This is a genomic window from Streptomyces parvus, from assembly GCF_032121415.1.
GTDB classification, from domain to species: Bacteria; Actinomycetota; Actinomycetes; order Streptomycetales; family Streptomycetaceae; genus Streptomyces; species Streptomyces globisporus_A.
In genome coordinates this window covers 2,638,445-2,664,947 of record NZ_CP135079.1, presented here as the reverse complement: position 1 = coordinate 2,664,947, position 26,503 = coordinate 2,638,445, and the positions used below count along the sequence as shown (strand labels likewise).

The 26,503-nt window shown below is 72.2% G+C and carries 24 protein-coding genes and 1 riboswitch; of the genes, 20 read left to right on the top strand and 4 right to left on the bottom strand.

What is annotated here, in order from left to right; genetic code table 11:
* Positions 1-33: 33 nt before the first annotated feature.
* On the bottom strand, positions 34-210 hold the full coding sequence (locus tag RNL97_RS12825; protein ID WP_030589141.1) for a thiazolylpeptide-type bacteriocin: 177 nt from the start codon (positions 208-210) through the stop codon (positions 34-36).
* Between the two features lie 184 nt (positions 211-394).
* On the opposite strand from RNL97_RS12825, the gene RNL97_RS12820 reads away from it, so the two are divergent.
* Both RNL97_RS12820 and RNL97_RS12815 read left to right on the top strand, forming a co-directional pair.
* Entirely contained in the window at positions 395-1,756 is a 1,362-nt protein-coding gene (locus RNL97_RS12820) for an amidohydrolase (RefSeq protein WP_243314191.1), read from the top strand.
* A complete protein-coding gene (locus RNL97_RS12815) occupies positions 1,753-2,031 on the top strand; it encodes a hypothetical protein (RefSeq protein ID WP_030589146.1) in 279 nt (92 codons plus the stop codon). Before RNL97_RS12820 ends, RNL97_RS12815 begins: the two co-directional genes overlap by 4 nt.
* Positions 2,032-2,092: 61 nt before the next feature.
* Here the strand turns inward: RNL97_RS12815 and RNL97_RS12810 are convergent, their stop codons facing one another.
* Positions 2,093-3,100, bottom strand: coding sequence for a helix-turn-helix transcriptional regulator (locus RNL97_RS12810; protein ID WP_078652124.1), 1,008 nt, complete (start codon positions 3,098-3,100; stop codon positions 2,093-2,095).
* Positions 3,101-3,525: 425 nt separating this feature from the next.
* On the opposite strand from RNL97_RS12810, the gene mfd reads away from it, so the two are divergent.
* The gene (gene mfd / locus RNL97_RS12805) at positions 3,526-7,059 is read left to right on the top strand and encodes a transcription-repair coupling factor (RefSeq protein ID WP_243314190.1); all 3,534 of its coding nucleotides are present in this window, start codon (positions 3,526-3,528) and stop codon (positions 7,057-7,059) included.
* Between the two features lie 106 nt (positions 7,060-7,165).
* A complete protein-coding gene (locus RNL97_RS12800; protein WP_243314189.1) occupies positions 7,166-7,762 on the top strand; it encodes an SMI1/KNR4 family protein in 597 nt (198 codons plus the stop codon).
* A gap of 60 nt (positions 7,763-7,822) precedes the next feature.
* Here RNL97_RS12800 and RNL97_RS12795 read toward each other — a convergent pair whose 3' ends face one another.
* Positions 7,823-7,984 (bottom strand): hypothetical protein, encoded by a 162-nt coding sequence (locus RNL97_RS12795; RefSeq protein ID WP_243314188.1) that lies wholly within the window; start codon positions 7,982-7,984, stop codon positions 7,823-7,825.
* Between the two features lie 74 nt (positions 7,985-8,058).
* On the opposite strand from RNL97_RS12795, the gene RNL97_RS12790 reads away from it, so the two are divergent.
* Positions 8,059-8,859 (top strand): HNH endonuclease family protein, encoded by an 801-nt coding sequence (locus RNL97_RS12790; RefSeq protein ID WP_243314187.1) that lies wholly within the window; start codon positions 8,059-8,061, stop codon positions 8,857-8,859.
* A gap of 36 nt (positions 8,860-8,895) precedes the next feature.
* On the opposite strand, the gene RNL97_RS12785 is transcribed toward RNL97_RS12790, so the two are convergent.
* Positions 8,896-9,558: a hypothetical protein gene (locus RNL97_RS12785; RefSeq protein ID WP_243314186.1), complete on the bottom strand. Its 663-nt coding sequence runs from the start codon at positions 9,556-9,558 to the stop codon at positions 8,896-8,898.
* Between the two features lie 355 nt (positions 9,559-9,913).
* Between RNL97_RS12785 and RNL97_RS12780 the strand changes: the two genes are divergently transcribed.
* From RNL97_RS12780 to RNL97_RS12710, 15 genes are all read left to right on the top strand, one after another.
* Complete coding sequence (locus RNL97_RS12780; protein ID WP_243314185.1) at positions 9,914-10,660, top strand: GNAT family N-acetyltransferase; 747 nt, start codon at positions 9,914-9,916, stop codon at positions 10,658-10,660.
* Positions 10,639-11,286, top strand: coding sequence for a cysteine hydrolase family protein (locus RNL97_RS12775; protein WP_374115123.1), 648 nt, complete (start codon positions 10,639-10,641; stop codon positions 11,284-11,286). The genes RNL97_RS12780 and RNL97_RS12775 overlap by 22 nt, the downstream gene beginning before the upstream one ends.
* 218 nt (positions 11,287-11,504) lie before the next feature.
* The gene (locus RNL97_RS12770) at positions 11,505-12,101 is read left to right on the top strand and encodes a hypothetical protein (protein WP_313750706.1); all 597 of its coding nucleotides are present in this window, start codon (positions 11,505-11,507) and stop codon (positions 12,099-12,101) included.
* Complete coding sequence (locus tag RNL97_RS12765; protein WP_030589171.1) at positions 12,098-13,756, top strand: serine/threonine-protein kinase; 1,659 nt, start codon at positions 12,098-12,100, stop codon at positions 13,754-13,756. Before RNL97_RS12770 ends, RNL97_RS12765 begins: the two co-directional genes overlap by 4 nt.
* A 151-nt stretch (positions 13,757-13,907) precedes the next feature.
* Complete coding sequence (locus RNL97_RS12760; protein ID WP_030589173.1) at positions 13,908-14,561, top strand: SurA N-terminal domain-containing protein; 654 nt, start codon at positions 13,908-13,910, stop codon at positions 14,559-14,561.
* Positions 14,562-14,614: 53 nt separating this feature from the next.
* The gene (locus RNL97_RS12755) at positions 14,615-15,604 is read left to right on the top strand and encodes a nucleoside triphosphate pyrophosphohydrolase (protein WP_030589175.1); all 990 of its coding nucleotides are present in this window, start codon (positions 14,615-14,617) and stop codon (positions 15,602-15,604) included.
* Entirely contained in the window at positions 15,601-16,905 is a 1,305-nt protein-coding gene (locus RNL97_RS12750) for a cytochrome P450 family protein (RefSeq protein ID WP_243314183.1), read from the top strand. Before RNL97_RS12755 ends, RNL97_RS12750 begins: the two co-directional genes overlap by 4 nt.
* 176 nt (positions 16,906-17,081) lie before the next feature.
* Positions 17,082-18,113, top strand: coding sequence for a transglycosylase family protein (locus RNL97_RS12745; protein ID WP_030589178.1), 1,032 nt, complete (start codon positions 17,082-17,084; stop codon positions 18,111-18,113).
* A 288-nt stretch (positions 18,114-18,401) separates the two neighbouring features.
* Positions 18,402-18,580: riboswitch (cyclic di-AMP (ydaO/yuaA leader) on the top strand.
* Between the two features lie 5 nt (positions 18,581-18,585).
* A complete protein-coding gene (locus RNL97_RS12740) occupies positions 18,586-19,293 on the top strand; it encodes a LysM peptidoglycan-binding domain-containing protein (protein ID WP_243314182.1) in 708 nt (235 codons plus the stop codon).
* A 323-nt stretch (positions 19,294-19,616) separates the two neighbouring features.
* On the top strand, positions 19,617-20,897 hold the full coding sequence (gene eno, locus RNL97_RS12735) for a phosphopyruvate hydratase (RefSeq protein WP_003968663.1): 1,281 nt from the start codon (positions 19,617-19,619) through the stop codon (positions 20,895-20,897).
* A gap of 94 nt (positions 20,898-20,991) precedes the next feature.
* On the top strand, positions 20,992-21,471 hold the full coding sequence (locus RNL97_RS12730) for an FtsB family cell division protein (protein ID WP_010071007.1): 480 nt from the start codon (positions 20,992-20,994) through the stop codon (positions 21,469-21,471).
* Positions 21,472-21,519: 48 nt separating this feature from the next.
* Positions 21,520-22,071, top strand: coding sequence for a DUF501 domain-containing protein (locus RNL97_RS12725; RefSeq protein ID WP_030589180.1), 552 nt, complete (start codon positions 21,520-21,522; stop codon positions 22,069-22,071).
* A complete protein-coding gene (locus tag RNL97_RS12720) occupies positions 22,068-23,012 on the top strand; it encodes a Ppx/GppA phosphatase family protein (RefSeq protein ID WP_030589181.1) in 945 nt (314 codons plus the stop codon). Before RNL97_RS12725 ends, RNL97_RS12720 begins: the two co-directional genes overlap by 4 nt.
* A 428-nt stretch (positions 23,013-23,440) precedes the next feature.
* Positions 23,441-24,826, top strand: coding sequence for an NAD(P)/FAD-dependent oxidoreductase (locus RNL97_RS12715; RefSeq protein ID WP_030589182.1), 1,386 nt, complete (start codon positions 23,441-23,443; stop codon positions 24,824-24,826).
* Positions 24,827-25,155: 329 nt separating this feature from the next.
* Complete coding sequence (locus RNL97_RS12710; protein ID WP_030589183.1) at positions 25,156-26,475, top strand: SAM-dependent methyltransferase; 1,320 nt, start codon at positions 25,156-25,158, stop codon at positions 26,473-26,475.
* The last annotated feature ends 28 nt before the right edge of the window (positions 26,476-26,503 follow it).

Genomic DNA, 26,503 nt, shown 5'->3' with positions numbered 1-26,503 from the left:
GGGGCAGGCGCACGAACGGGGCGAGCAGCGGTCTCAGGCGCTGCAGGAGGTGGTGCTGGTGGTGCTGGAGCAGGTCGACGTCGAGGAACACGACGTGGAACCGGCGAGGACGACCTCGGAGGCGTCGGAGTAGTCCGAGATCTCGAAGGTCTCCGACTCCAGCTCCATGATCTCGTCGGCGAGGGTGGCGAGTTCGGTCTTGGGGGTCATGGCGGTCTCCCTGGTCTCGTGGGGGTCCGGCCGGCCGATCCGGCCCGGTGCCCGGGTGCTGGACCCATTGCAGGGGCGGCCGCTGTCAGATCGGCCGCGGTTTCGCTGTCACATCGCTGACATCCGGTGGCAGGGCGGCGGCGCGGCACGTGACAGCCCTACGGAGCAGGCTCGTTGAGCAGAGATGAGGTGCGCGGTGGTCACAGCGGCGAGAGCGACGGAGAACGCGGACGACGACGGGCGCGGGGACGGGCACGCGGGAGGCGCGACGACGGCGGGCGCCGGGCGCGCGGTCCCGGCGGCCGGGCCCCTGCCGCGCCCCCTGCTCCGCTCCGCCGTCGAGCTCTACCTCGACCTGCACGCCCACCCCGAACTCTCCGGCCACGAGCACCGCACCGCCGGCCGCCTCGCCGCCCGGCTCGCGGAACACGGCTGTACGGTCACCCGTTCCGTGGGCGGCGGCCAGGGACTCGTCGGGGTGCTGCGCAACGGCCCCGGCCCCGCCGTGCTGCTGCGCACCGAGCTGGACGCGCTGCCCGTCACCGAGGCCACCGGACTCCCGTACGCCAGCACCGTGCCCGGGGTCATGCACGCCTGCGGCCACGACCTGCACATCGCGGCGGTCACCGGTGCGGTGGCCCTCCTCGCCGCCTCCCGGGACGCCTGGCGGGGCACGGTCCTCGTCGTCGGCCAGCCCGAGGAGGAGACGCTGAGCGGGGCCCGGTCCCTGCTGGAGGACGGCAGGCTGTACGAGCGGTTCGGCGTCCCCGACGCGGTCCTGGCGCAGCACGCCGCCCCGCTCCCCGCCGGGACCCTCGCCCATGCCCCGGCCGGCGGGCCGCCTCTGATGGCGGGGAGCATCGCCGTCGAGGCGGTCCTGCACGGCCGGGGAGGCCACGCGGCCACCCCGCACCTCAACCTCGACCCGGTCCTGATGGCCGCCGCCACCGTGCTGCGCCTGCGCACCGTGGTGGCCGAGGAGACCGTACCCGCCGAGCAGGCCGTGCTCACCGTGGGCTCGGTGCGAGCGGGCGAGCGTGGCAACATCACCCCCGACCACGCCGAACTCTCGCTCACCATACGGGCGTTCACGGAAGCGGCGCTGGACCGGCTGGTGGCCGCCGCCGAACGGGCCGTCCGGGCCGAGGCCGCCGCCTTCGCGGCCCCCCGCGTACCCGGGTTCACCGTCACCGCCCGCTCGCCCGCCCTGCGCCCCGACCCGGGGCTCACGGCCCTGGTACGCCGGGCCCACGAGGCGCTCCTCGGACCCGGCCGAGTGCTGGACCTCGCCGGGTCGGCGGCCACCGAGGACTTCCCGCGCTTCGCGGCGGGCGGTGTCCCGGCCGCGTACTGGATGCTCGGAACCACCGGAGCCGGCCCCTGGCGGGCGGCCCGCGCCGGAGGCGGCCCCGTACCGCCCAACCACGCGCCCGGCTTCGCCCCCGACGTCAGGGCGGCCCTGCCCGTGGGCATCACGGCCCTGGCGGCGGCGGCCCGGCAGGTGCTGGACCCGGGGCCCGCCGAGGACCGGGGGACGGCGTCATGACGGCTCGCCGGACCGCCCGGACCCCCCGCGCCGCCGTGGCCGACGTCGTCGTCGTACGCCGTGACCGCAAGGCCCCCACCGGGTGGACCACCGTCGTACGGCTGCTGGGACTGCTCCCGGGGCACTGGGCCTGCCACCCCGAGGTGGGGCAGGACCGGGTGGTGCTGAGGTTCGAGCTGGCCGGGGCGGCGGACGCGTCGGCGGTGCGGCGGGCGGTGTCCCGCGTCCTGGCGGACGCGGCCCTGCGCGGCTGGGCGGAGGAGCCGCGGGCGTAGGGCGTGCCGGCAGAACCCGACCGGGCCACGGGGCCACGGGGGCCAGGAGCCGCGCCGGAGGTCAGATCCAGCCGCGTTCGCGGGCCAGCAGCGCGGCCTGCGCCCGGCTCGCCGCGCCGAGCGTCTGCATCAGGTCGGCGACATGCCGCCGGTAGGTCCGCACCGACACCCCCAGCTCCCGCGCGCCCGCCTCGTCCTTGCCCACGGTGCACATCGACACGAGCACGCGGCGCTCGATGCCGGAGGGGCGGCGGGCGGCCGTGCCCTCCCCGCTCTCCGTGCCGCCGACGGCCCGGGACAGGTCGTCGGCCTGGTCCCAGATCCGTTCGAACAGGGAGATGATGTTGGAGACCAGGCCGCTGCGATGGGCCAGGAGCGCGCCCCGCGCGGTGTCGCGCGGGTCCAGCGGGACGAGCGCAGCGCGGCGGTCGTAGACGAGGAGCCGCTCCGTGGTGTCCGGCGTCACCCTGATCGCCGCCCCGTGCTCGGCCAGCTCGCGCAGATAGGCGGCGGTCGGCGGGTCCTGGAGCGCCGTGCTGGAGACGACGTTGCGGATCCGCACCCCGCGCCGCAGGCAGCGCAGGTCCAGCGGGCGGGACCGGGCGATGTTCTCCGCCGACAGCCGGGAGTAGGGCTCCACGGACAGGATCTCGTCCCGGGCGAAGAACGCGAGGTCGTCGATCCGGTTGCGGATCTGGGCCAGCCCCTCCAACTGCTCGATGCCCTGCGGATGGGGCGAATGAGCCCCCTGCTCCGCGCGTAGACCATCAATGACGTGCCGCGACCGGGTGACGCGCTGCATCTCCTGATGGAGCGCGGCCAGCCGTACGTCCACCAGCCGGGCTAGCGCCACCTCGGGGTCCGCCGGGAAGATCCGCCGCTCCGCGTCCTCGGTGTGCAGCAGCCCCAGCTCCTGGAGCCGGGCGATCCGGCCCCGGGTCTCACCGGGCCGGGAGTGGAGTAAGAGATGGAGGTCGTCGGCGCGGGTCCCGGGGTTGCGCAGGAAGTGCCGGTAGATCTCTTCCTCGGCCTCCGGGACCCCGAAGACAGACATCTCGTTCTCGCCCACGTACGCCCCCGATGCCTGATGCCGTGGGGCCGCGCGCCGGGGGGATCGCCCCGCGCCGCCGCCCCGGGCCGCTGCTCGCTCCGCCCGTGCTCGGTACTGCCTGTGTGACGCTCTCGAAACACCTTGGTGTGCAAGGGTCGGGCAAAGACTAGACGCTGGGCTCACTTCTGTGAGGATCCCCGGCACAACTGTGTGCGATACGGAGATGAACGGTGCGCGACCGTCGACGAGCGGCGGTCCCGGCGCGACGGGCGGTGCGGCCGCCCGCCCGCCCGTCGGCCCGTTGCGGGCGCGGCTGTCACCCCCGGGTCGTAACCTGGAACCCCCGGCGCGTTCCACGTGTCGGGCCCTTCGCGTTGTCCGGGCAGCAGCCGGCTGCCGGCAACCACTGAGCCACCGCTGATCTGATCCCGGACGGAAACTTCATGAGCCTGCACGGTCTGCTGGATGTCGTCGTTACGGACCCGGCCCTCGCCGAGGCGGTGAAGGCCGCCGGAGACGGGCACCGGGCCCATGTCGACCTGGTGGGCCCGCCCGGCGCGCGCCCGTTCGCCGTGGCCGCGCTGGCCCGGCAGACCGGCCGGACCGTGCTGGCCGTCACCGCCACGGGCCGCGAGGCCGAGGACCTGGCCGCGGCCCTGCGCACGCTGCTGCCGCCGGACACGGTCGCGGAGTACCCGTCGTGGGAGACCCTGCCGCACGAGCGGCTCTCGCCCCGCTCGGACACCGTGGGCCGCCGCCTCGCCGTGCTGCGCCGCCTGGCGCACCCCCGCGAGGACGACCCGGAGACCGGCCCGGTATCCGTCGTCGTCGCCCCGATCCGCTCCGTGCTCCAGCCGCAGGTCAAGGGGCTGGGCGATCTGGAGCCGGTGAGTTTGGCGGGCGGGCAGAGCGCGGACCTGGGGGAGGTGGTGGACGCGCTGGCGGCCGCCGCGTACTCCCGGGTGGAGCTGGTCGAGAAGCGCGGCGAGTTCGCCGTACGCGGCGGGATCCTGGACGTCTTCCCGCCGACCGAGGAGCACCCCCTCCGGGTGGAGTTCTGGGGTGACGAGGTCGAGGAGATCCGCTACTTCAAGATCGCCGACCAGCGGTCGCTGGAGGTCGCCGCGCACGGGCTGTGGGCCCCGCCCTGCCGCGAGCTGCTGCTGACCGACCAGGTCCGCGAGCGGGCCGCCGTGCTCGCCGAGGCCCATCCGGAGCTGGGCGAGCTGCTCGGCAAGATCGCGGAGGGCATCGCGGTCGAGGGCATGGAGTCCCTGGCCCCGGTCCTCGTCGACGACATGGAGCTGCTGCTCGACGTCCTGCCGAAGGACGCGATGGCGATCGTCTGCGATCCGGAGCGGGTGCGGACGCGGGCGGCCGATCTGGTCGCCACCAGCCAGGAGTTCCTCCAGGCGTCGTGGGCGGCGAGCGCGGGCGGCGGCGAGGCCCCGATCGACGTGGGCGCGGCCTCGCTGTGGGGCATCGCGGACGTCCGGGACCGGGCCCGCGAGCTGGGCATGATGTGGTGGACGGTCTCCCCGTTCGCGGCCGACGCCGCCGACCACGACGACGACACCCTCCAGCTCTCCATGCACGCCCCCGAGGCGTACCGGGGCGACACCGCCCGGGCGCTCGCCGACACCAAGGGCTGGCTGGCCGACGGCTGGCGCACGGTGTACGTCACGGAGGGCCAGGGGCTCGCCTCCCGTACGGTCGAGGTGCTGAGCGGCGAGGGCATCGCGGCCCGCCTCGACGCGGACCTCACCGAGATCGCTCCCTCCCTCGTCCACGTCTCCTGCGGGGCGGTCGAGCAGGGCTTCGTCGACCCGGCGCTGAAGCTGGCGGTGCTCACCGAGACCGACCTGACCGGCCAGCGCACGGCCACCAAGGACCTGGGCCGGATGCCGGCCCGCCGCCGGAAGACGATCGACCCGCTGACGCTGGAGGTCGGCGACTACATCGTCCACGAGCAACACGGCGTCGGCCGGTACGTGGAGATGGTGCAGCGCACGGTCCAGGGCGCGACCCGCGAGTATCTGCTCGTCGAGTACGCCCCCGCCAAGCGGGGCCAGCCCGGCGACCGCCTGTACATCCCGACCGACCAGCTGGAGCAGGTCACCAAGTACGTCGGCGGCGAGGCCCCGACGCTGCACCGGCTCGGCGGCGCTGACTGGACGAAGACGAAGCAGCGGGCGAAGAAGGCGGTCAAGGAGATCGCCGCCGACCTGATCAGGCTGTACAGCGCGCGCATGGCGGCCCCCGGCCACGCCTTCGGGGCGGACACCCCCTGGCAGCGGGAGCTGGAGGACGCCTTCCCGTACGCGGAGACGCCCGACCAGCTGTCCACGATCGCCGAGGTCAAGGAGGACATGGAGAAGACGGTCCCGATGGACCGGCTGATCTGCGGCGACGTCGGCTACGGCAAGACGGAGATCGCGGTCCGGGCGGCGTTCAAGGCGGTGCAGGACGGCAAGCAGGTGGCGGTCCTGGTCCCCACGACGCTCCTCGTACAGCAGCACTACGGCACGTTCACCGAGCGGTACGCCCAATTCCCCGTCAACGTAAGGGCGTTGAGCCGCTTCCAGTCGGATTCAGAGTCGAAGGCAACCCTCGAAGGCCTCAAGGACGGCTCGGTCGACCTGGTCATCGGCACGCACCGCCTGTTCTCCGCCGAGACGAAGTTCAAGGACCTCGGCCTGGTCATCGTGGACGAGGAGCAGCGGTTCGGTGTCGAGCACAAGGAGCAGCTGAAGAAGCTCCGCGCCAACGTCGACGTGCTCACGATGTCCGCGACCCCCATCCCCCGTACGCTGGAAATGGCGGTCACCGGCATCCGCGAGATGTCCACGATCACCACTCCGCCGGAGGAGCGCCACCCGGTCCTCACCTTCGTCGGCCCGTACGAGGAGAAGCAGATCGGCGCGGCGATCCGGCGTGAACTGCTGCGCGAGGGCCAGGTCTTCTACATCCACAACCGGGTCGAGTCGATCGACCGGGCGGCCGCCCGTCTCCGCGAGATCGTCCCCGAGGCGCGCATCGCCACGGCACACGGCCAGATGTCCGAACAGGCCCTGGAACAGGTGGTGGTGGACTTCTGGGAGAAGAAGTTCGACGTCCTGGTCTCCACGACGATCGTCGAGTCCGGCATCGACATCTCCAACGCCAACACCCTGATCGTGGAGCGCGGCGACAACTTCGGCCTCTCCCAGCTCCACCAGCTGCGCGGCCGGGTGGGCCGAGGCCGCGACCGGGGCTACGCCTACTTCCTGTACCCCCCCGAGAAGCCCTTGACCGAGACGGCCCACGAGCGCCTGGCGACGATCGCCCAGCACACGGAGATGGGCGCGGGCATGTACGTGGCGATGAAGGACCTGGAGATCCGCGGTGCGGGCAACCTCCTCGGCGGCGAGCAGTCCGGCCACATCGCGGGCGTCGGCTTCGACCTGTACGTCCGCATGGTCGGCGAGGCCGTCGCCGACTACCGGGCCCAGATGGAGGGCGGCGTCGAGGAGGAGCCCCCGCTGGAGGTCAAGATCGAGCTCCCGGTCGACGCGCACGTCCCGCACGACTACGCCCCCGGCGAGCGCCTGCGCCTCCAGGCGTACCGCGCGATCGCCCAGGCCAACTCGGAGGACGACATCCGAGCGGTCCGCGAAGAACTCACCGACCGCTACGGCCCGTTGCCCGAACCGGTCGAGAACCTCCTGCTGGTGGCGGGCCTGCGCATGCTGGCCCGCGCCTGCGGAGTCGGTGAGATCGTCCTCCAGGGCCCCAACATCCGCTTCGCCCCGGTGGAGCTGCGCGAGTCCCAGGAACTGCGCCTGAAGCGCCTGCACCCCAAGACGGTCATCAAGCCGGCCGCCCACCAGATCCTGGTCCCGCGCCCGACGACGGGCAGGATCGGCGGCAAGCCGGTCATCGGCCGCGAACTGCTGGCGTGGACGGGCGAGTTCCTGACGACGATCCTGGGGTCGTAGCTCCCCGGAGTTCCGCGAACGACCGGGCCCCGCCGGGGTTGCTCACCCGGCGGGGCCGAGGCGTCCCGGTGCGCAGGCGCCGCATGGCGTCTCTCCCGGCTCCTGCATGATGACCGGCATGAACACGGAAACCTGCGCCCCGTCGGAGGCCGCCACCCTCCGCGAGACCGTCGCGGCCCATCCCGGCGCGGTGCCGCCGGCCGGTTGGGAGGCGGTGCGGTCCTTCGAGGCGGAGCACGGCATCGAGCTCCCGGAGCCGTACCGCACGTTCGTGGCGGAGATCTGCGACGGACTGCGCGCGGGACCGCCCCACTACGGTCTGCTGCCCCTCGCGCAGACGCCCTCGGACTGGGGCGAGGGCCGTTCCGAGCGCCTGCTCGCCCGTCCTTTTCCGCTCACGGAGGCATGGCTGTGGGAGGTGGAGGACGACGGGGACGAGGAGCTGTTGCCGGACCAGGAGTTCGAGGCCCGGGTGGACGACGTGTACGACCACGGCTCCCTGCTGCTGGGCACGGACGGCTGCGGCATGTACTGGCACCTGATCACCACGGGCCCGCAACGCGGTCATGTCTGGCTGATCGACGAGTACGGCGCGATACCGTTCGGCACCCGGCCGGGCACTCCCCTGATGCCGGGCACGCCCGGTTTCGCGGGGTGGGTGGCCCACTGGGCCCAAGGCCGTTCCTGGTTCGCGGACGACTAGGCCGCGGGACCTCGTCCATCGCTCAGGAAACGCATATGAGGCCGGGCCCGAGGGGGCCCGTCAGTGGGCGCGACCGTCCTCCGGCGCGAAGAACAACGCGGCGAGCGACCGGGAGCCGTGGCTGGAGGTCATCGGTTCGGGGCTGCTGGCGTCCGAGAACACCCTCGGCACCGGGAAGGTGTGAGCCGCGTCGAGGCGGGCTGTGTGCTGAAGCGCAGTCATGGAAGCCGCGTCGGCGGGGAAGACGCTCGTAGGATTCTCCGCGTTCGGTTTTCTCCCCGTCAGGACGGCTTCACGTGATAGCTCCCCGTACGCACCGCCGCCGTACGCACCGAGCGGCGGCCCTGCCCGCCGTCGGCACCCTCGTCGTGCTCGCCCTGGCGGGCTGTGACCCCGACGACCTCTCCGCCGACGGTGGCAGCACGAGCGGCGGTACCAACGGCGGCGCGCAGTCCGCCGAGGGCTTCGGCGCCGGCCCGCTGGACAACCCGGACGGTACGAAGCCGGGCCTGGCGCCCCTCACCAGTGACGCGGACCGGGCCGCCGCCCGGCAGCTCATCGAGAAGGTGGCCACCAAGGGGCGCGGCCCGAAAACCGGCTACGAGCGGGACAAGTTCGGCTACGCCTGGAAGGACGGCGTCGACGGCATCCCGCTCGCCCGCAACGGCTGTGACACCCGCAACGACCTGCTCGCCCGTGACGGCAAGGACATCGAGCACAAGGCGGGTTCCGACTGCATCGTCATGGCGATGACGCTCCACGACCCCTACACCGGCGAGACCATCGACTGGCGCAAGCAGCAGGCGACCGAGGTGCAGATCGACCATGTGATGCCGCTGTCCTACAACTGGCAGATGGGCGCCGCCCGCTGGAACGAGTCGAAGCGCGAACAGATCGCCAACGACCCGCTCAACCTCCTTCCGGTGGACGGCCCGGCCAACAACGCCAAGCGCGACTCCGGCCCCGCCTCCTGGCTTCCGCCGTACAAGCCGATCCGCTGCTCGTACGCGGTGCGGTTCGCCCAGGTCTCGCTGAAGTACGGACTGCCGGTCACGACGGCCGACAAGCGGGCCATGCTCGCCCAGTGCGGCGGCTGAGCGGTCGCCACCGCCGCACGGGGAGGGGCCGGGGGTTCAGGCCTTGCCGCCGCAGATGACGTCGTACGGGCGGCCCATCGCCATCATCAGCTGCATCGGCTCCGTGGTCGCCGCCGGGCACTCCGTCTTCTCCTTGACGAGGCCGAGGACCTTGAAGTCGGCCGCCCCGGCCGAGGCGCAGGCGATCTCCTTGGCCGTCGCCGAGACGCAGTCGCCCTCGACGAGCTGGCCGCCGCCGGCGCCCGCGTCGCCGGGGTGGTCGCCCGTCAGGTTGCGGCCGCAGACGGTGTTGGTCGGGATGCCGCCGCCCTTCTTGTCGTCGCCGGAGCCGAAGACCCGGGAGACCTGGATGATCAGGTCCGTTCCGGCGGGGCACTGGATCGCGTTGGGCAGGAAGCTCGCGTCCTCGATCTTCAGGGCCTTGAAGGTCGCGCCCTGCTCGTCGCAGTCGAAGGCGCGGTAGCCGTCCGGCTTGTTCTCCGGGTCCGGGCCTCCGCAGTCACCGATCTCCCACGATCCGCCCTTGCCGTCCGAGGCGGACGCGGAGGACGAAGAGGACTTCTTCGACTGCGACGACTCGTCACCGAAGATCTTGGACGCTCCGTAGCCCAGACCGAGGATCACCGCGAGCACCAGCAGGCTCTGCAGGCATCCGGCGCCTCTCCGGGGGCGGTTCGGTGTACTGCCGGGCTGGGTCATGGTTCTGCTCCTCGACGGGTGACGCACGGGTGACGCACGGGTGACGACGGGTGGCGCACGGGGTGGAAAGTCACGGGTGGGGACGCGGCATGCACACCTCACGGTTCCGGCCGGACCACGTCGGTCCCCAGCCACCCCCGTCCAGCTCCTTGACCAGCAAGCGGGCCGGGTCCGCGACCTCGTGCCGGACCCGTCGTCGTCGAGGTACGCGTACCGGTCCAGGCAGCGGCATACGGCGTCGGCCCAGGCGGTCAGGAAGGTGCTGAGCCCCTGTTCCGCCCGCCGCCTCCTAAGCGCGGCGAACCGCGCCGATATTCGCTGGTCGGAGCGGTACCGGCTGCTTAGGGTCGCGGGTATGGAGCTGAACATCACCACCCTCGCCGAGCGCCCCGAGCTCGCCGGCGCCCTGGACGGAATGCCGGACACCTGGCCGGAGTTCGTGCTGGAGGACATCGTCGGCTGGGCCAACTTCGCGCGGATCGCCGTCGAGTTCCCTCAGTACGTGCTGGTCGCCACCGACCCCGAGGGTGCGGTGGTCGCCCGCGCCTACAGCGTGCCCTTCGTGCTGGACGCCCCCGGGCGGGGCGAACTGCCCGTCGGCGGCTGGGACCGGATGCTGCTGTGGGCCTTCGCCGACCTGCGGCGCGGCCGCACGCCCGACACGGTCGGCGCGATCGAGATCACGGTGGCCACCGGTCATCAGGGCAAGGGGATATCGGGCCGGATGCTCGCCGCGATGCGGGACAACGCGCGGAGGCATGGCTTCCGGGAGGTCGTCGCCCCGGTGCGGCCGAGCGGGAAGCACCTGAAGTCCGGTCTGCCGATGGAGGAGTACGCCCGGCTGACCCGGGCCGATGACGGGCTGCCCGAGGACCCCTGGCTGCGGGTCCACGTCCGGGCGGGCGGGACGGTGGACTCGGTCGCCACCGTGTCGATGACGGTGAGCGGTTCGCTCGCGCAGTGGCGGGAATGGACCGGGCTGCCGTTCGACACGGACGGTCCGGTGGAGGTGCCGGGGGCGCTCGTCCCGGTGCACTGTGCGCTCGCCCACGGGTACGCGGTGTACGTCGAGCCCAACGTATGGGTACGGCACCGGCTGTGACGGTGAGAGGCGGTGGTGTGACCGCGGCTTCCCCGACCGGGGCGCCCCCCACCGCCGCGCTCCTCGTCATCGACATGCAGATCACCCTCGTCGCGCTCGCGCACCGCGCGTCCGCCACCGTCGCGGCCGTCGCCGGTCTCCGGGCGCGGGCCAGGGCGACCGGGGCCCCGGTGGTGTTCGCGCAGCAGCAGGACGAGGAGCTGGAGCCGGGGACCGACGGGTGGCGGATCGTGCCCGAACTGGCCCCCGGGGCCGGGGACACCGTCGTACCCAAGGCCGCCCCGGACAGCTTCCTCGGCACGGAGCTGGACGTCGTCCTGCGCGCCCGAGGGGTGACCGAGGTCGTCGTCACCGGGTTCGCCACCGAGATCTGCGTCGAATCCACGGCCCGGCAGGCGCTGAGCCGGGGGTACGACGTGGTGCTCGTCGCGGACGGGCACACCACGTCCGTCCGGCCCGCCTCCTCCGGCCGGTACGCCGCACCGGAGGCGTCCGTCGCGCACCACAACGAGATCTACCGGAACCTCCGCTTCCCCGGACGCCGGGTGCGCGTCCTGCCCGCGGCCGAGGTCGACTTCGGCGGCGGAACCCCCTCGTACGGCCCGGGCACCCCCTCCCCGGGCTGAGCCCTACCGCTCCAGGGCGACGACGTCCTTCGCGGCGGGCTTCTCCGCCACGACCGGCGCGTCGGAGTCGGACAGGTCCCTCCTCATCGGCTCCTCGCCGCCCCCGGGCCGCCGCACACAACGGTGCGGACAACCTTGGCGGCAACCGGGGTCAGCCGGTCGGCGGAGGTGTATACGCTCACCCCACACGTCCGACATACGCCTCCCTGGAGCAGCACATGCACGGCTACGGCCCCATGCCGCAGCAGCCGACGACATCGCGGCCGTCCCCGGCGACGCTCACGACGGTGCGCGTGATCCTCGTGGCGCTGACCGTGCTGAGCTGCGGTCTGTTGGGCTGGGCGCCGATGCTGCGGCTCGCGATCGTCACCCGCAAGCCGCGCGACTGGGTCCTGCTGGTGGTCGTGATCGCCCTCAACATCGGGCTGTTCGCCTTCATCATGGCCACCCCGGACGACCCCGACGCGATGTCGGACGCGGCGGCGCTGCTCATGATGGTCTGGATCGCCGGCCTGCTGGCCGGCGTGATCACCTACTACCTGTACGCGGAGATACGGCACTACAGCACCCTCGGCGCCCCGGCCCCGTACGGCACGCCCGACCACCCGGCGCCCCCGCTCCCGTACCAGCAGCAGCACCTCGTCCCGCTCCAGCTGCACCAGGCCCCACAGCACCAGCAGCCCAACCCGTACACCGCTCCCACCACCCCGGCCACCCCCACGCCCGCGCCCCGGCGCCTCGACCAGGTCCGCGCCGAGCTGGACGAGCTGAGCGACTACCTCCGCAAGGAGAACAGGGACGGCGAGGGCCGGTGAGCGGGCGGACCATCGCCGACCGCTACGAGCTGGCGGCCATCCTCGGCCAGGGCGGTATGGGGCAGGTGTGGACGGCGTACGACCGGCGCCTCGACCGCCGCGTCGCCGTGAAACTGCTGCGCCCCGACCGGGTCGCCGGGCCCACCGGCAGCGACGCGGCCGACGAACTGCGCCGCCGGTTCGTCCGCGAGTGCCGGGTCACCGCCCAGGTCGACCACCCGGGCCTGGTCACCGTCCACGACGCCGGCAGCGAGGGCGACGACCTCTACCTCGTCATGCAGCACGTCGAGGGCGCCGACCTCGCCGACCACCTGGCCGAACAGGACCCGTACCCCTGGCCGTGGGCCGTCGCGGTCGCCGCCCAGCTCTGCGCGGTCCTCTGCGCGGTGCACGCGGTGCCGATCGTCCACCGCGACCTCAAGCCCCGGAACGTGATGGTCCGCCCCGACGGCACCGTCACCGTCCTCGACCTCGGCGTCGCCTCCGTCCTCGACACCGACACCACCCGCCTCACGCACACCGGTTCGCCCATCGGGTCCCCGGCCTACATGGCCCCCGAGCAGGCGATGGGCGGCGCGGTCGGTCCGTACACCGACCTGTACGCCCTCGGGGTGCTCCTGCACGAACTCCTCAGCGGCGACGTGCCGTTCGCCGGGTCCACCGCGCTGGGCGTCCTGCACCGCCATCTCTACGAGGCCCCGGTCCCGGTCCGGCAGAAGCGCGCCGAGGTGCCCGTCGCGCTGGAGGCCCTCGTCCTGCGGCTGCTCGCCAAGGACCCGCAGGAGAGGCCCGCCTCCGCCCAGGAGGTGTACGAGGAACTGGCCCCGCTGCTGCCGAAGCACGGGGCCCCCGCCGGGCCGCTCGACCCGACCCGCCCGTTCCTGCGGCCGCACGCCCCCTGGCCGGACCGGGCCGCCACCCCGGCCCCCGTTCCCGCGCCCGCCACCTTCGCCGCGCCGCCGCCCGTCCTGGCCGCGACGCGGCCCACCCTCGGCGGCCCGCCGTCCCCCACCCAGCCCCCGGCAGCCTTCCCGTCCCCGGCCCAGGCCGCCCCGGCCCGCCCCACCACCCCGCCGCCCGGCCGGCTGGACGTCGCGCGGGCCGTGGACGAGGTGAAGAAGCTCCTCGGCGAGGGCCGGATCACCCAGGCCGTGGACGTCCTCGGCGCCACGCTCCCGGCCGCCGCGGCCGAGCACGGTGAGCACTCACCGGTCGTCCGCATCCTGCGCAAGCAGTACGCCGCGACGCTCATGGACGACGGGCAGTACCGCCGCGCCCTGCCCGAGCTGCGCCGCCTCGCCGAGGACCGCACCGCCGAGGCGGGCCCGGCCGACAGCCAGGCCCTCCAGTTCCGTTACGACGCGGCCCAGTGCCTGGAACAGCTCGGCGAGGCCGGGGCCGCCCTCGTCGAGTACCGCGCGGTCCTCCCGTACTACGAGAACGCCTACGGGCCGATCACCTCCGACCCCGGCCGCGCCCTCGACATCCGGCACCGCATCGGACAACTGCTCCTGGCGGTCGGCGACCACACCGCGGGCCGGGCCCAGCTCCAGGCGCTGCTGTACGACGCCGAGCGCACCTACGGGCCGCACCACCCGCTGCCCCTGGACCTGCGCCGCCTGCTCAGCCACCAGCGGGACGTCCGCGGCGGCTGACAGCGCCCCCGGACCGACCCGGTCAGGCACCACATCCCCAACTCCTCCCGAATCGTTGGTCGAATCAGTGGCACAGGCCACATCCACTGCCTAACATCGATCACCGCAAGGCTTTGTGCACCGATGCACAAACTCTCCCCGGGAGGCTCCTTTGCACCGCCGCCGTCGCACCGCGCTCTCCGTCCTCGCCGCAACGCTCGTCGCCGCGCCGCTCCTGTCGGCCTGCGGCAACCAGGCCCACCCCGGTGCCGCGGCCGTCGTGGGCGGCGAGCGGATCGAGGTGTCGGCGGTCCAGGAGCGGGCCGCCGAGGTCCGCACCGCCCAGGAGAGCTCCCCGCAGGCGGCCCAGCTGGTGAACAAGTCGGGCCAGCTCAACCGCGCCAAGCTGCACGGGCTGATCTTCGGCCGGATCCTCGACCGCGCCGCCGAGGACGCGGGAGTCACGGTCTCCCGCAAGGAGATCCAGGAGATGCGGCAGGCCAGCCTCGCCCAGCAGGGCGGCGAGGACCAGTTCGAGGCGATGATGCTCCAGCAGCGCTGGGTGGCCCCGGACCAGATCGACGCCGACATGCGCCAGGAGGTCCAGCTCCCGAAGCTGGCCCGGGCGCTCGGCGCGGACCTGGGCACGCCCGCCGGCCAACAGGTCGTCGGCGAGGCGCTCACGAAGGCGTCCAAGGCCCTCGACATCGACGTCAACCCGCGCTTCGGCACCTGGGACGACCAGAAGATGCAGCTCGGCGACTACAGCGCGCCCTGGATCACCCAGCGCACCGAGTTCACCCCCGAGCAGCCGACGGAGACCTGACCCGGCCCGGCCGCGGCCGGAAGCGGGTTCGCTTGCGGAGGTAGGTTCGCAGGGTGAACGCCGAAGCCCCCGACACCTCCGTCGAGCCCCCCGCCGACCCCGGCCGCATCGTCCTGCTCACCGCCAGCCACCGGGTCGCGCCCGGCCTGCTGTCCTGGCCGGCCTGGCAGACCCTGCACGCCGCCGACCGCGTCCTCACCGCGGACCCGGACCAGCCGCAGCTGCCCTACCTCCGCGAGGCGGGCGTACGCGTCGAACACGCCACGCCCTCCGCGGACGAACTGGTCGCGGACTGCGCGGGCGGCCGGACGGTGGTCGTCCTGACCGGCGGCGAGGGCAACGGCCCCCTCACCGACGGCCTGGCCCGCCTCGGTGGCTCGGGCCGGGTGGCCATGCCGGACCTGGAACTGCTCCCCGGCTCCTACGACCTGCCCGGCGCCCGCCTCCTCGACCTGGTCCAGGTCATGGACCGGATCCGCCGCGCCTGCCCCTGGACCTCGCAGAAGACGCACCGGGGCCTCGCCAAGTACGCCATCGAGGAGGCATACGAACTGGTCGAGGCGATCGAGGACGGCGACCGGGACGAACTCCGCGAGGAGCTGGGCGACGTCCTGCTCCAGGTCGTCTTCCACGCCCGCATCGCCGAGGAGGACCCCGAGGAACCCTTCGCCGTCGACGACGTGGCGGGCGGCCTCGTCGAGAAGCTGATCCACCGCCACCCGCACGTCTTCGGCGACGAGACCGCAGAGACCCCCGAGGACGTCCACGCGCACTGGCTGCGCACCAAGGCGATCGAGAAGCAGCGCACCTCGGTCACCGAAGGCGTCCCCCTCGGCCAGCCCGGCCTGGCCCTCGCCGCGAAACTCGGCAGCCGCGCCCGCACAGCCGGCCTCGACGTCCCCCTGCCCACCGGCGACTCCATCGGCTACGAACTCCTCGCCCTGGCCGTGGCCGCCGAGGCGAACGGCACCGACCCGGAAGCCGCCCTGCGCGCGGCGGCCCGGGCGTACCGCGACGCGATCCTGGCGGTGGAGGGCGAGTGAACGACACCCCCGGCTGCCCCCGCGGCACCACCGCCCCCGCACTCTTCACCTGGGAGTTCGCCTCCGACCCCTACCCCGCCTACGCCTGGCTCCGCGAGCACCGCCCCGTCCACCGCACCGCGCTGCCCAGCGGGGTCGAGGCCTGGCTCGTGACGCGGTACGGAGATGCCAAGCAGGCGCTCGCCGACGCGCGGCTCTCCAAGAACCCGGCCAACCACGCCGAGTCGCCGCACGCCAAGGGGAAGACGGGGATCCCGGGGGAGCGCAAGGCGGAGCTGATGACGCATCTGCTCAATATCGATCCACCGGACCACACCCGGCTGCGCCGGCTCGTGTCCAAGGCGTTCACCCCGCGCCGGGTCGCGGAGTTCGCGCCCCGCGTGCAGGAGCTGACGGACCGGCTCATCGACGGGTTCATCGAGGAGGGCAAGGCCGACCTGATCCATGACTTCGCCTTCCCGCTCCCCATCTACGCCATCTGCGACCTGCTCGGCGTCCCCCGCGAGGACCAGGACGACTTCCGGGACTGGGCTGGCATGATGATCCGGCACGGGGGCGGGCCGCGCGGCGGGGTCGCCCGGTCGGTGAAGAAGATGCGCGGCTATCTCGCCGAACTCATCCACCGCAAAAGGGAGAATCCCGGGGACGACCTGATCTCGGGGCTCATCCGGGCCAGCGACCACGGCGAGCACCTCACGGAGAACGAGGCGGCCGCGATGGCGTTCATCCTCTTGTTCGCCGGGTTCGAGACCACGGTCAATCTGATCGGCAACGGGACCTACGCCCTGCTGCGCCACCCCGAGCAGCGCGCCCGGCTGGAGGCCTCCCTCGCGGCGTCCCCGGACCCGGGGCGGAGCGCCCTGCTGACGACGGGGATCGAGGAACTGCTCCGGTTCGACGGGCCGGTCGAGATGGCGACCTGGCGGTACGCCACCGAGCCGCTGACCCTGGGCGGCGAGGAGATCGCCGCCGGGGACCCCGTGCTGGTGGTGCTCGCGGCGGCCGACCGGGACCCCGAACGGTTCACGGATCCGGACACGCTCGACCTTGCACGGCGTGACAATCAGCACCTCGGCTACGGCCACGGCATCCACTACTGCCTGGGGGCGCCGTTGGCCCGCCTCGAAGGGCAGACCGCGCTGGCCACGCTCCTGAGACGCCTTCCCGACCTGCGACTTGCGGAAGAACCTGCCGATCTGCGCTGGCGCGGCGGGCTCATCATGCGCGGACTGCGCACCCTTCCGGTGGCCTTCGAACCGGGAATCCGTTCCGAAAAAAGTGACACGCTGTCAACTCTGTGACTTTCACGTGATCTGCGCTGCATCGACTTGTGACACACGTTCGAGTCCCGCTAGGTTCACGGTTCGACGCGTCGGTCGCACGTTGCTCACGCGTCACTTGTGTGCCGACGCAGGCAGGGAATCCTGCTGCGCGGCGCTCAGGTCACTCGCTCGTCAGTCGCACGGAAGGCATACCCATGGGCTCCGCGAACGGCAGACACCGCCGCCCTCGCCAGGCACCCGCCCTCGTCGTCGCCGCAGGGGTGACGGGATCGGCCATCGCCATCCCGCTGCTCGGTGCGAGCGGCGCGACCGCCGCCGACGCCGGCACCTGGGACCGGGTCGCGGAGTGCGAGAGCGGCGGAATGTGGAGCGCCGACCTCGGCAACGGCTACTACGGCGGCCTCCAGTTCTCGCAGGAGACCTGGTCGGCGTACGGCGGCACGGAGTTCGCGCCCCGCGCCGACCTCGCCAGCCGGTCGCAGCAGATCTCCGTCGCCGAAAAGGTCCTGGACGACCAGGGCCCCAAGGCGTGGCCGAGCTGCGCGGTGATCTCGGGCCTCGCGGTGGACGGCAGTCTGCCGGGCGTCGACCCGGGCACCTCGCCGGCCCCCGACCCGACGTCCACCCCGACCGACGAGGCGGACGTACCGGACGAAGCGGGTGAATCCGGCGAGTCCGGTGAAGTCGATGAGTCCGGCAAGGGTGATGAGAGCAAGGGTGAGAAGGGCGACCCGACGGACAAGGGCGGCAGCGGTGACGCGGAGAGGGGCGGCGGGGCTCCCGACTCCTCGGTGACGCCCTCCACCCCGCCGTCCTCCGGCACCCCCGACGCCACCGGCCCCTCCACCGCCCCCGACGCCTCGAAGAGCCAGGGCGGCAAACACCGCGGCACCCCCGCGCCCGAGGAGGCCGGAGCGGGTCAGGGGGACGGCCCGCGCGGATCCGGCCGGCACGCCTCACGGGGCGACGGCGACGCCCGGGGCGGCGGCGCGGCGACCGCCGGCGCGTACACGGTGCAGCCCGGCGACAACCTCTGGGCGATCGCGGATGCCCAGGAGCTGCCCGGCGGCTGGTCCGGTCTGTACGAGACCAACAAGGACCTCCTGGGCTCCGACCCGGACCTGATCCTGCCCGGCCAGAACCTGGATCTGGGCCTGGATCAGGCGGCCGGTCAGGCCGCGCCGAAAGGTGCCGAGGGGCCCGTCGAGGAGCCTGCCGCCAACTGATCCAATTCGGGAAAAAGCCCCGAAAGTAGAGGCAGTTAAGAGGCCTATGTCCACTTTGCGTAAGTGAGACATGGGTCTCTTTGCTTCAACTCACGCATCTCTTCCGGCTCATCCGTACACATCACCCCCGACCTGCGGAAACGACCCACCGACCACCGCGAGTTCGGGTTGATTGCCCCCTATGTCCATCTTTGAATGTCGGGGTTGCCTGTGTTTACGGTCGAAGCCGCTCGCACCGCGGGCCCCGTCGACCGTCACGCCGAATCCTGCCGTCGGTCGAAGGGAACAGACGCGTAAGCGCCGTAGGCAGGAGCGGGGGACCCAGGTAGGCCGCCGGGTCCGCACGGCCCCCTCCGAGGGGACGTACGGGACCGGCTAGGGGTGAAGCCGTGCGCAAGGACGCACGGCCGGGCAACTCATCAGCCCGAACCCGACAGCTCACCTCGTAGGCGTCGGTGAGGAGATTCGTTCCATGCTGCTGAACAGCAAGGGCAAGCACCGCCGCCCGTCCAAGGCCGTCCGTATCGCCACCCTCGCGGGTGTCGCCGGTGCCGCCGTCGCCGTCCCGCTGATGGGCGCGACCAACGCTTCCGCCGCCTCCGTCGAGACCTGGGACGCCGTCGCCCAGTGCGAGTCCGGCGGTAACTGGTCCATCAACACCGGCAACGGCTACTACGGCGGGCTGCAGTTCTCGCAGTCGAGCTGGGCCGCCGCCGGTGGTACGCAGTACGCCGCGCGCGCCGACCTGGCCTCCAAGGACCAGCAGATCGCCACCGCCGAGAAGCTTCTCGACATGCAGGGCCCGGGTGCCTGGGCCTGCGCCGGCGCCGGCGGCCTCACCAACGACGGTGTGGACCCGGGCGTGAACCCCGGCGGCTCCGGCCAGTCCGAGAGCAAGCCCGAGCAGGCGCAGCCCGAGCGCCGGGCGGAGCAGCCCACCACGCGCAGCGAGCAGCGCGAGGCCCCCAAGGCCGAGAGCAAGAAGACCGTCACCACCCCGACCGGCGACAAGGTCAAGAAGGGCGACGGCGAGTACAAGGTCGAGGTCGGCGACACCCTGAGCAAGATCGCTCAGAAGGAAGACGTCAAGGGCGGCTGGAGCAAGCTCTTCAAGCTCAACGACGACATCGTCGAGGACGCGAACCTGATCTTCCCGGGTCAGCAGCTCCACCTGAAGTAATCGCCGTCTCTCCTCCCCGGAGGGAGAGCGTCCGGCGGCACTCTCCCTCGCACGGCTTCCCGGCCCGGCGCGCTCTTCCCCCCAGCGCGCCGGGCCGGGTTCTTCGTGGGCGGCGGGTGTCCGGGGACCCGTATGCGTTCACCTCTTGTTGTTACCACTCAGTAGATTTCTAGAGTTCTGCCCCGATATGCAGGCCCTTGGGTCCTTTTTCGTCCCAGGAGGCGGGCGGTCGGCCGACTGACGCGGCCGGGGCGGATAGGCTCGGGTCGCAAGGCCACAGTGACCCTGCACAACCAGTGTCAGATCCCAGAAGGAGATGCCTCGTGCCGTCCATCGACGTCGTCGTAGCCAGGGAAATCCTCGACTCCCGGGGCAACCCCACGGTCGAGGTCGAGGTTGGCCTCGACGACGGCAGCACGGGCCGTGCTGCCGTTCCGTCCGGCGCCTCCACCGGTGCGTTCGAGGCCATCGAGCTTCGCGACGGTGACCCCAACCGCTACCAGGGCAAGGGCGTCGAGAAGGCCGTCCTCGCCGTCATCGAGCAGATCGGCCCGGAGCTCGTCGGGTACGACGCCACCGAGCAGCGCCTCATCGACCAGGCGATGTTCGACCTGGACGCCACCGAGAACAAGGCCTCGCTCGGCGCGAACGCCATCCTCGGCGTCTCGCTGGCCGTCGCGCACGCCGCTTCCGAGGCGTCCGACCTGCCGCTCTTCCGCTACCTCGGCGGCCCGAACGCGCACCTGCTGCCCGTTCCGATGATGAACATCCTGAACGGCGGCTCGCACGCCGACTCCAATGTGGACATCCAGGAGTTCATGATCGCCCCGATCGGCGCGGAGTCCTTCTCCGAGGCCCTGCGCTGGGGCGCGGAGATCTACCACACGCTGAAGAAGGTCCTCAAGACCAAGGGCCTGTCCACCGGACTCGGCGACGAGGGCGGCTTCGCCCCGAACCTGGAGTCCAACCGCGCCGCCCTGGACCTCATCGTCGAGGCCATCAAGGAGGCCGGTTACGTCCCGGGCCGCGACATCGCGCTCGCGCTCGACGTCGCCGCGTCCGAGTTCTACAAGGACGGCGTCTACGAGTTCGAGGGCAAGTCCCGCTCGGCCGCCGAGATGACCGAGTACTACGAGGAGCTCGTCTCCGCGTACCCGCTGGTCTCCATCGAGGACCCGCTGTACGAGGACGACTGGGCCGGCTGGAAGGTCATCACCGACCGCATCGGCGCCAAGGTGCAGATCGTCGGCGACGACCTCTTCGTCACCAACCCCGAGCGCCTGGCCCGCGGCATCGAGGAGGGCTCCGCCAACGCCCTGCTCGTCAAGGTCAACCAGATCGGTTCGCTGACCGAGACCCTGGACGCCGTCGAGCTGGCCCAGCGCAACGGCTTCAAGTGCATGATGTCGCACCGCTCCGGCGAGACCGAGGACGTCACCATCGCCGACCTCGCCGTCGCCGTGAACTGCGGCCAGATCAAGACCGGCGCCCCGGCCCGCTCGGACCGCGTCGCCAAGTACAACCAGCTGCTGCGCATCGAGGAGATCCTCGACGACGCCGCGGTGTACGCGGGCCGCTCCGCCTTCCCGCGTTTCAAGGGCTGACCCGCAGCGTCAAGTCGGTGGCCTCCGCCCGTCCCCGCACCCGGTCCCGTACCGTGTGCGGGGACGGACGTGCGTAACGGGGAGGCGGGGAGACATGGCCGGGAAGGACCGCGACCGGTTCTCCACCGCGACCAGGCTGCGGCTGCTCGGCGAGCAGACCGCGGCCCGGGTGTACCGATCGCAGAACCGCCGCCAGGCCCGCCGCTCCCGGCTCACCGGCCGGGCGGCGTTCCTGGCGCTGGTCGTCTGCTCCCTGGTGGTGGCGCTCGCCTACCCGATGCGGCAGTACGTCTCCCAGCGCGACGAGATCGCCGAGCAGGAGCGGCTCTCGCAGGAGGCGCAGCGGCGCACCGAGGAGCTGCGGGACGAGAAGGCGCGGCTCCAGGACGACGCCTACATCATGCGCCTGGCCCGCCAGCACCTCCATTACGTCCTTCCCGGGGAGACCGGCTACACCGTGGCCGACCCCGACGCGGCCAAGGACCGTCGGTCGGAGCCCGGGGCGAGCGACCGTCCCTGGCACTCCAACCTCTGGGACGGCGTGGACAGCGCCGACCGAGACGACCGCGGCTGACCGACCCGCGACCCCCCTTCACGAGCTTCGAGCAGAACCAAGGCAGGCATGGAAACGCCCCCTCCGCAGACCGAGTCCACCAAGCCCACCGACGCGGACATCGCCGCGTTCGAGCAGCAGCTCGGCCGCCCGCCGCGCGGTCTGCGCGCCATCGCGCACCGCTGCCCGTGCGGCAACCCGGACGTGGTGGAGACCCAGCCCCGTCTGGAGGACGGCACGCCGTTCCCGACGACGTACTACCTGACCTGCCCCCGGGCGGCCTCGGCGATCGGCACGCTGGAGGCCAACGGGGTCATGAAGGAGATGACGGCCCGTCTGGAGACCGACCCGGAGCTGGCGAAGGCCTACCGGGAGGCGCACGAGGACTACATCATCCGCCGCGACGCCATCGAGGTGCTTGAGGGCTTCCCCAGCGCGGGCGGCATGCCGGACCGGGTGAAGTGCCTGCACGTCCTGGTCGGCCACTCGCTGGCCGCGGGCCCCGGGGTGAACCCGCTGGGCGACGAGGCCATCGCGATGCTGCCCGAGTGGTGGGCCAAGGGCCCCTGCGTCGCGCCGTGCGCCGAGAGCTCCGCGGGTTCCGAGGGGCAGGACGCATGACCCGCGTCGCCGCCGTCGACTGCGGCACCAACTCCATCCGGCTGCTCGTCGCCGATGTGGACCCCGCCACCGGCTCCTTCACCGAGCTGGACCGGCGGATGACGATCGTCCGCCTCGGCCAGGGCGTCGACAGGACCGGCCGGCTCGCCCCCGAGGCGCTGGAGCGGACGTTCGCGGCCTGCCGCGAGTACGCCGCCGCGATCGAGGAACTGGGCGCGGAGCGGATCCGCTTCGTCGCCACCTCGGCCTCCCGCGACGCCGAGAACAGCGCCGACTTCGTGGCCGGGGTGCGGGACATCCTGGGCGTCGAGCCCGAGGTGATCACCGGCGACCAGGAGGCCCAGCTCTCCTTCGACGGCGCCACCAAGGAGCTGGTCGGCAGCGATCATGTGACGAAGCCGTATCTGGTCGTGGACATCGGCGGCGGCTCCACCGAGTTCGTCCTCGGCTCGGACGAGGTGGAGGCGGCCCGGTCCGTCGACATCGGTTGCGTGCGGATGACGGAACGTCACCTCGTCGTGGACGGGGCCGTCGTGGACCCGCCGAGCCACGAGCGGGCCGCCGCGATCCGCGCGGACATCGACGCCGCGCTCGACGTCGCCGAGCGGACGGTCCCGCTCACCGGCGCGGGCACGCTCGTCGGTCTCGCGGGCACCGTCACCACGGTCGCCGGGATCGCGCTGGAGCTGGCGGAGTACGACTCCGGGGCCATCCACCACTCCCGGGTCTCCCGGGGCCAGGTCCGGGCGATCACCGAGCACCTGCTGCGCTCGACGCACGAGGAGCGCGCCGCGATCCCCGTGATGCACCCGGGCCGGGTCGACGTGATCGGCGCCGGGGCGCTCGTCCTGCTCGCGGTGATGGAGCGGACCGGGGCCCGCGAGGTCGTCGTGAGTGAACACGACATCCTCGACGGGATCGCCTGGAGCGCGGCGGGCTGACCGCCCGCGCCGCTCAATCGCTTCGTCACCTGCACCTTTGAGCCGCCCACCGGCTCCGGTGGGCCGCTCGGGGGACCCCTTCCGGGACACGCGGCGAGAAAGTTCGTGAACTTCTTCACAAGGAATTGGGCTCTGTCGGGCGCAGTTCGCGCCCCGTACCCCCCTGCGGGGCACTTCCGGGGCCCCGGAAGAGCGTCGCGGGGGCGTTCCCGGGGTGTTGCGCCCCGGTGAAAGCGGGGGGTGGTTCACCCCGCCCGAAGGGTCAAGGGCCAGCTCACAAGCGGTGAACAACGTTTCCCGCGGTGTCGTGGTTCCCTTTCGTGCCCATGACCTGGGTCACGTGGGCGGCGAAGTGTAGCAGAGGGTCGGTCAATCCTTGTGAAGGGGCTCACGAGCACCCCCCTGGGGCGGGGTGGATACTCGATGGCATGAGCACCACGGAGCGTCCCAGGATCCTCGTTGTAGGCGGTGGGTACGTAGGCCTGTACGCAGCTCGTCGCATTCTGAAGAAGATGCGATACGGAGAGGCGACCGTCACGGTCGTCGACCCGCGGTCGTACATGACGTACCAGCCCTTCCTCCCCGAAGCTGCTGCCGGCAGCATCTCGCCTCGGCATGTCGTCGTCCCGCTGCGACGCGTGCTGCCCAAGGCTGAGGTTCTCACCGGTCGTGTCACGACCATCGACCAGGACCGCAAGGTCGCCACGGTCGCGCCGCTCGTCGGCGAGGCCTACGAGCTGCCCTTCGACTACCTGGTCATCGCGATGGGCGCGGTCTCCCGCACCTTCCCGATCCCCGGCCTCGCCGAGCAGGGCATCGGCATGAAGGGCATCGAGGAGTCCATCGGCCTGCGCAACCACGTCCTGGAGCAGCTGGACAAGGCCGACTCCACGACCGACGAGGACGTCCGCCGCAAGGCGCTGACGTTCGTCTTCGTGGGCGGCGGCTTCGCCGGCGCGGAGACCATCGGCGAGGTCGAGGACATGGCCCGCGACGCGGCGAAGTACTACACCAACGTGAAGCGCGAGGACATGCGCTTCATCCTCGTCGACGCCGCCGACAAGATCCTTCCCGAGGTCGGTCCGAAGCTGGGCGCCTACGGCAAGGAGCACCTGGAGAGCCGCGGTGTGGAGATCTACCTCTCCACCTCGATGGACTCCTGCGTCGACGGCCACGTGGTCCTGAAGAACGGCCTGGAGGTCGACTCCAGCACCATCGTGTGGACCGCCGGTGTGAAGCCGAACCCGGCGCTTGCCCGCTTCGGTCTGCCGCTCGGCCCCCGCGGCCACGTGGACACCTCGGAGAAGCTCCAGGTGCAGGGCACCGACTACATCTGGGCCGCGGGCGACAACGCCCAGGTGCCGGACATGGTCGGCCGCCGCGCCGGCAACCCGAACGCCTGGTGCCCGCCCAACGCCCAGCACGCGCTGCGTCAGGCGAAGGTCCTCGGCGACAACGTGATCTCCGGCATGCGGGGCTTCCCGCAGAAGGAGTACAGCCACGCCAACAAGGGTGCGGTCGCCGGTCTCGGCCTGCACAAGGGCGTCGCGATGATCGTCATGGGCAAGGTGAAGATCAAGCTCAAGGGCCGTCTCGCCTGGTACATGCACCGCGGCTACCACGGCATGGCCATGCCGACCTGGAACCGCAAGATCCGGATCTTCGCCGACTGGACGCTGGCGATGTTCCTCAAGCGCGAGGTCGTCTCGCTCGGCGCCATGGAGACGCCGCGCGAGGAGTTCTACGAGGCCGCCAAGCCGGCCCCGGCTCCGACCGCCGCCAAGTCCGAGGGCGAGAAGGCCAAGGCCTCCTGACCCTCCGGTGACCCGCTCCGCGAGGAGCGCTCCGTACGACGCCCGAAGGGGCCGTCCGCCATCCGTGGTGCGGACGGCCCCTTTGGTGTACCCGGGCGCGGGCCCGGACCGGGGCGCGGTGGGCGGCGGTGGCCCCGCCCCGCCGATGTGGGTGGGACGTACACGCGCTTTGCCCTTTCGTTGCCCGGTAGCGGGATGACGGAGTCTGCGGGAAGAGTTGACGCAGGTGTACCTCGCGACGGCGCCCGGGGTGTCGTGGCGGGGCTACGAGCATGTCTGTTGCTTGTGCTTGTTGTGCTTGTCGGGGAAACACCACGGAGGTGTGCGCCATGGCAGACGCCGCGTCGCGGCTGACCGCTCTCGCCGAGGAGTTGCTCTCGGAACCCCTGCCGGTCCGTATCCGGGCCTGGGACGGCAGCGAGTCGGGGCCGCCCGACGCCCCGGCCCTCGTGATCCGCCACCGGCGCGCGCTGCGCCGCCTCCTGTGGAAGCCCGGCGAGCTGGGCCTGGCCCGCGCCTGGGTGGCCGGGGAGATCGATGTCGAGGGCGACCTTTACGAGGTGCTCGACCGGATCGCCGGGCTGCTCTGGGACCGCGGCGCCGACGCCAAGGACGCCGTCCACCCGGTCCGCGACCCCAAGGTCCGCGCCTTCGCCCGCGGCCTCCTCGGCCTCGGCGGGCCCTGGCCGCCGCCCGCCCCGCCCGCCGAGGAGGTGCGCCGCCGCACCGGCCCGCTGCACACCAGACGCCGGGACAAGGAGGCCGTCAGCCACCACTACGACGTCGGCAACGACTTCTACGCCCTGGTGCTCGGCCCCTCCATGGTCTACTCCTGCGCCTACTGGCAGGACGGCGGCACTCTGGAGGACGCCCAGCGCGACAAGCTCGACCTGGTCTGCCGCAAGCTCCGCCTGAAGGAGGGCGACCGGCTCCTGGACGTCGGCTGCGGCTGGGGTTCGATGGCCATCCACGCCGCCCGCCACCACGGGGCCCGGGTCACCGGCATCACCCTCTCCCGGGAACAGGCCGCCCACGCCCGCAAGCGCATCGCCGAGGAGGGCCTGACCGACCGGATCGAGATCCGCGTCCAGGACTACCGGGACGTCCGCGACGGCCCGTACGACGCGATCTCCTCCATCGGCATGGCCGAGCACGTCGGCTCGGTCCGCTACCGGGAGTACGCCGAGGACCTCTACGCCCTCCTCAAGCCCGGCGGCCGCCTCCTGAACCACCAGATCGCCCGCCGCCCCGAGAAGGACGAGGACGCCTACCACATCGACGCGTTCATCGACGCGTACGTCTTCCCCGACGGCGAACTCGCCCCGGTCGGCCGCACCCTGGCCACCCTGGAGGAGGCCGGCTTCGAGGCCCGGGACGTCGAGGCGCTGCGCGAGCACTACGCGCTGACCCTGCGCCAGTGGGTGGCCAATCTGGAGCGGCACTGGGAGCAGGCGGTACGCGCCACCTCCCCGGGCCGGGCCCGGGTCTGGCGGCTGTACATGGCGGCCTCGGCGCTCTCCTTCGAGCACAACAAGATCGGCGTCAACCAGATCCTCGCGGTGCGCCCGCTGGACGGCGGCGGCTCCCGGCTGCCGCTGCGCGCCCGTGCGTGGACGGAGACCGCCGAGGACACGGACGCGGACGTCTGACCCGTACGCGTACGGGCACGGGCGAGGG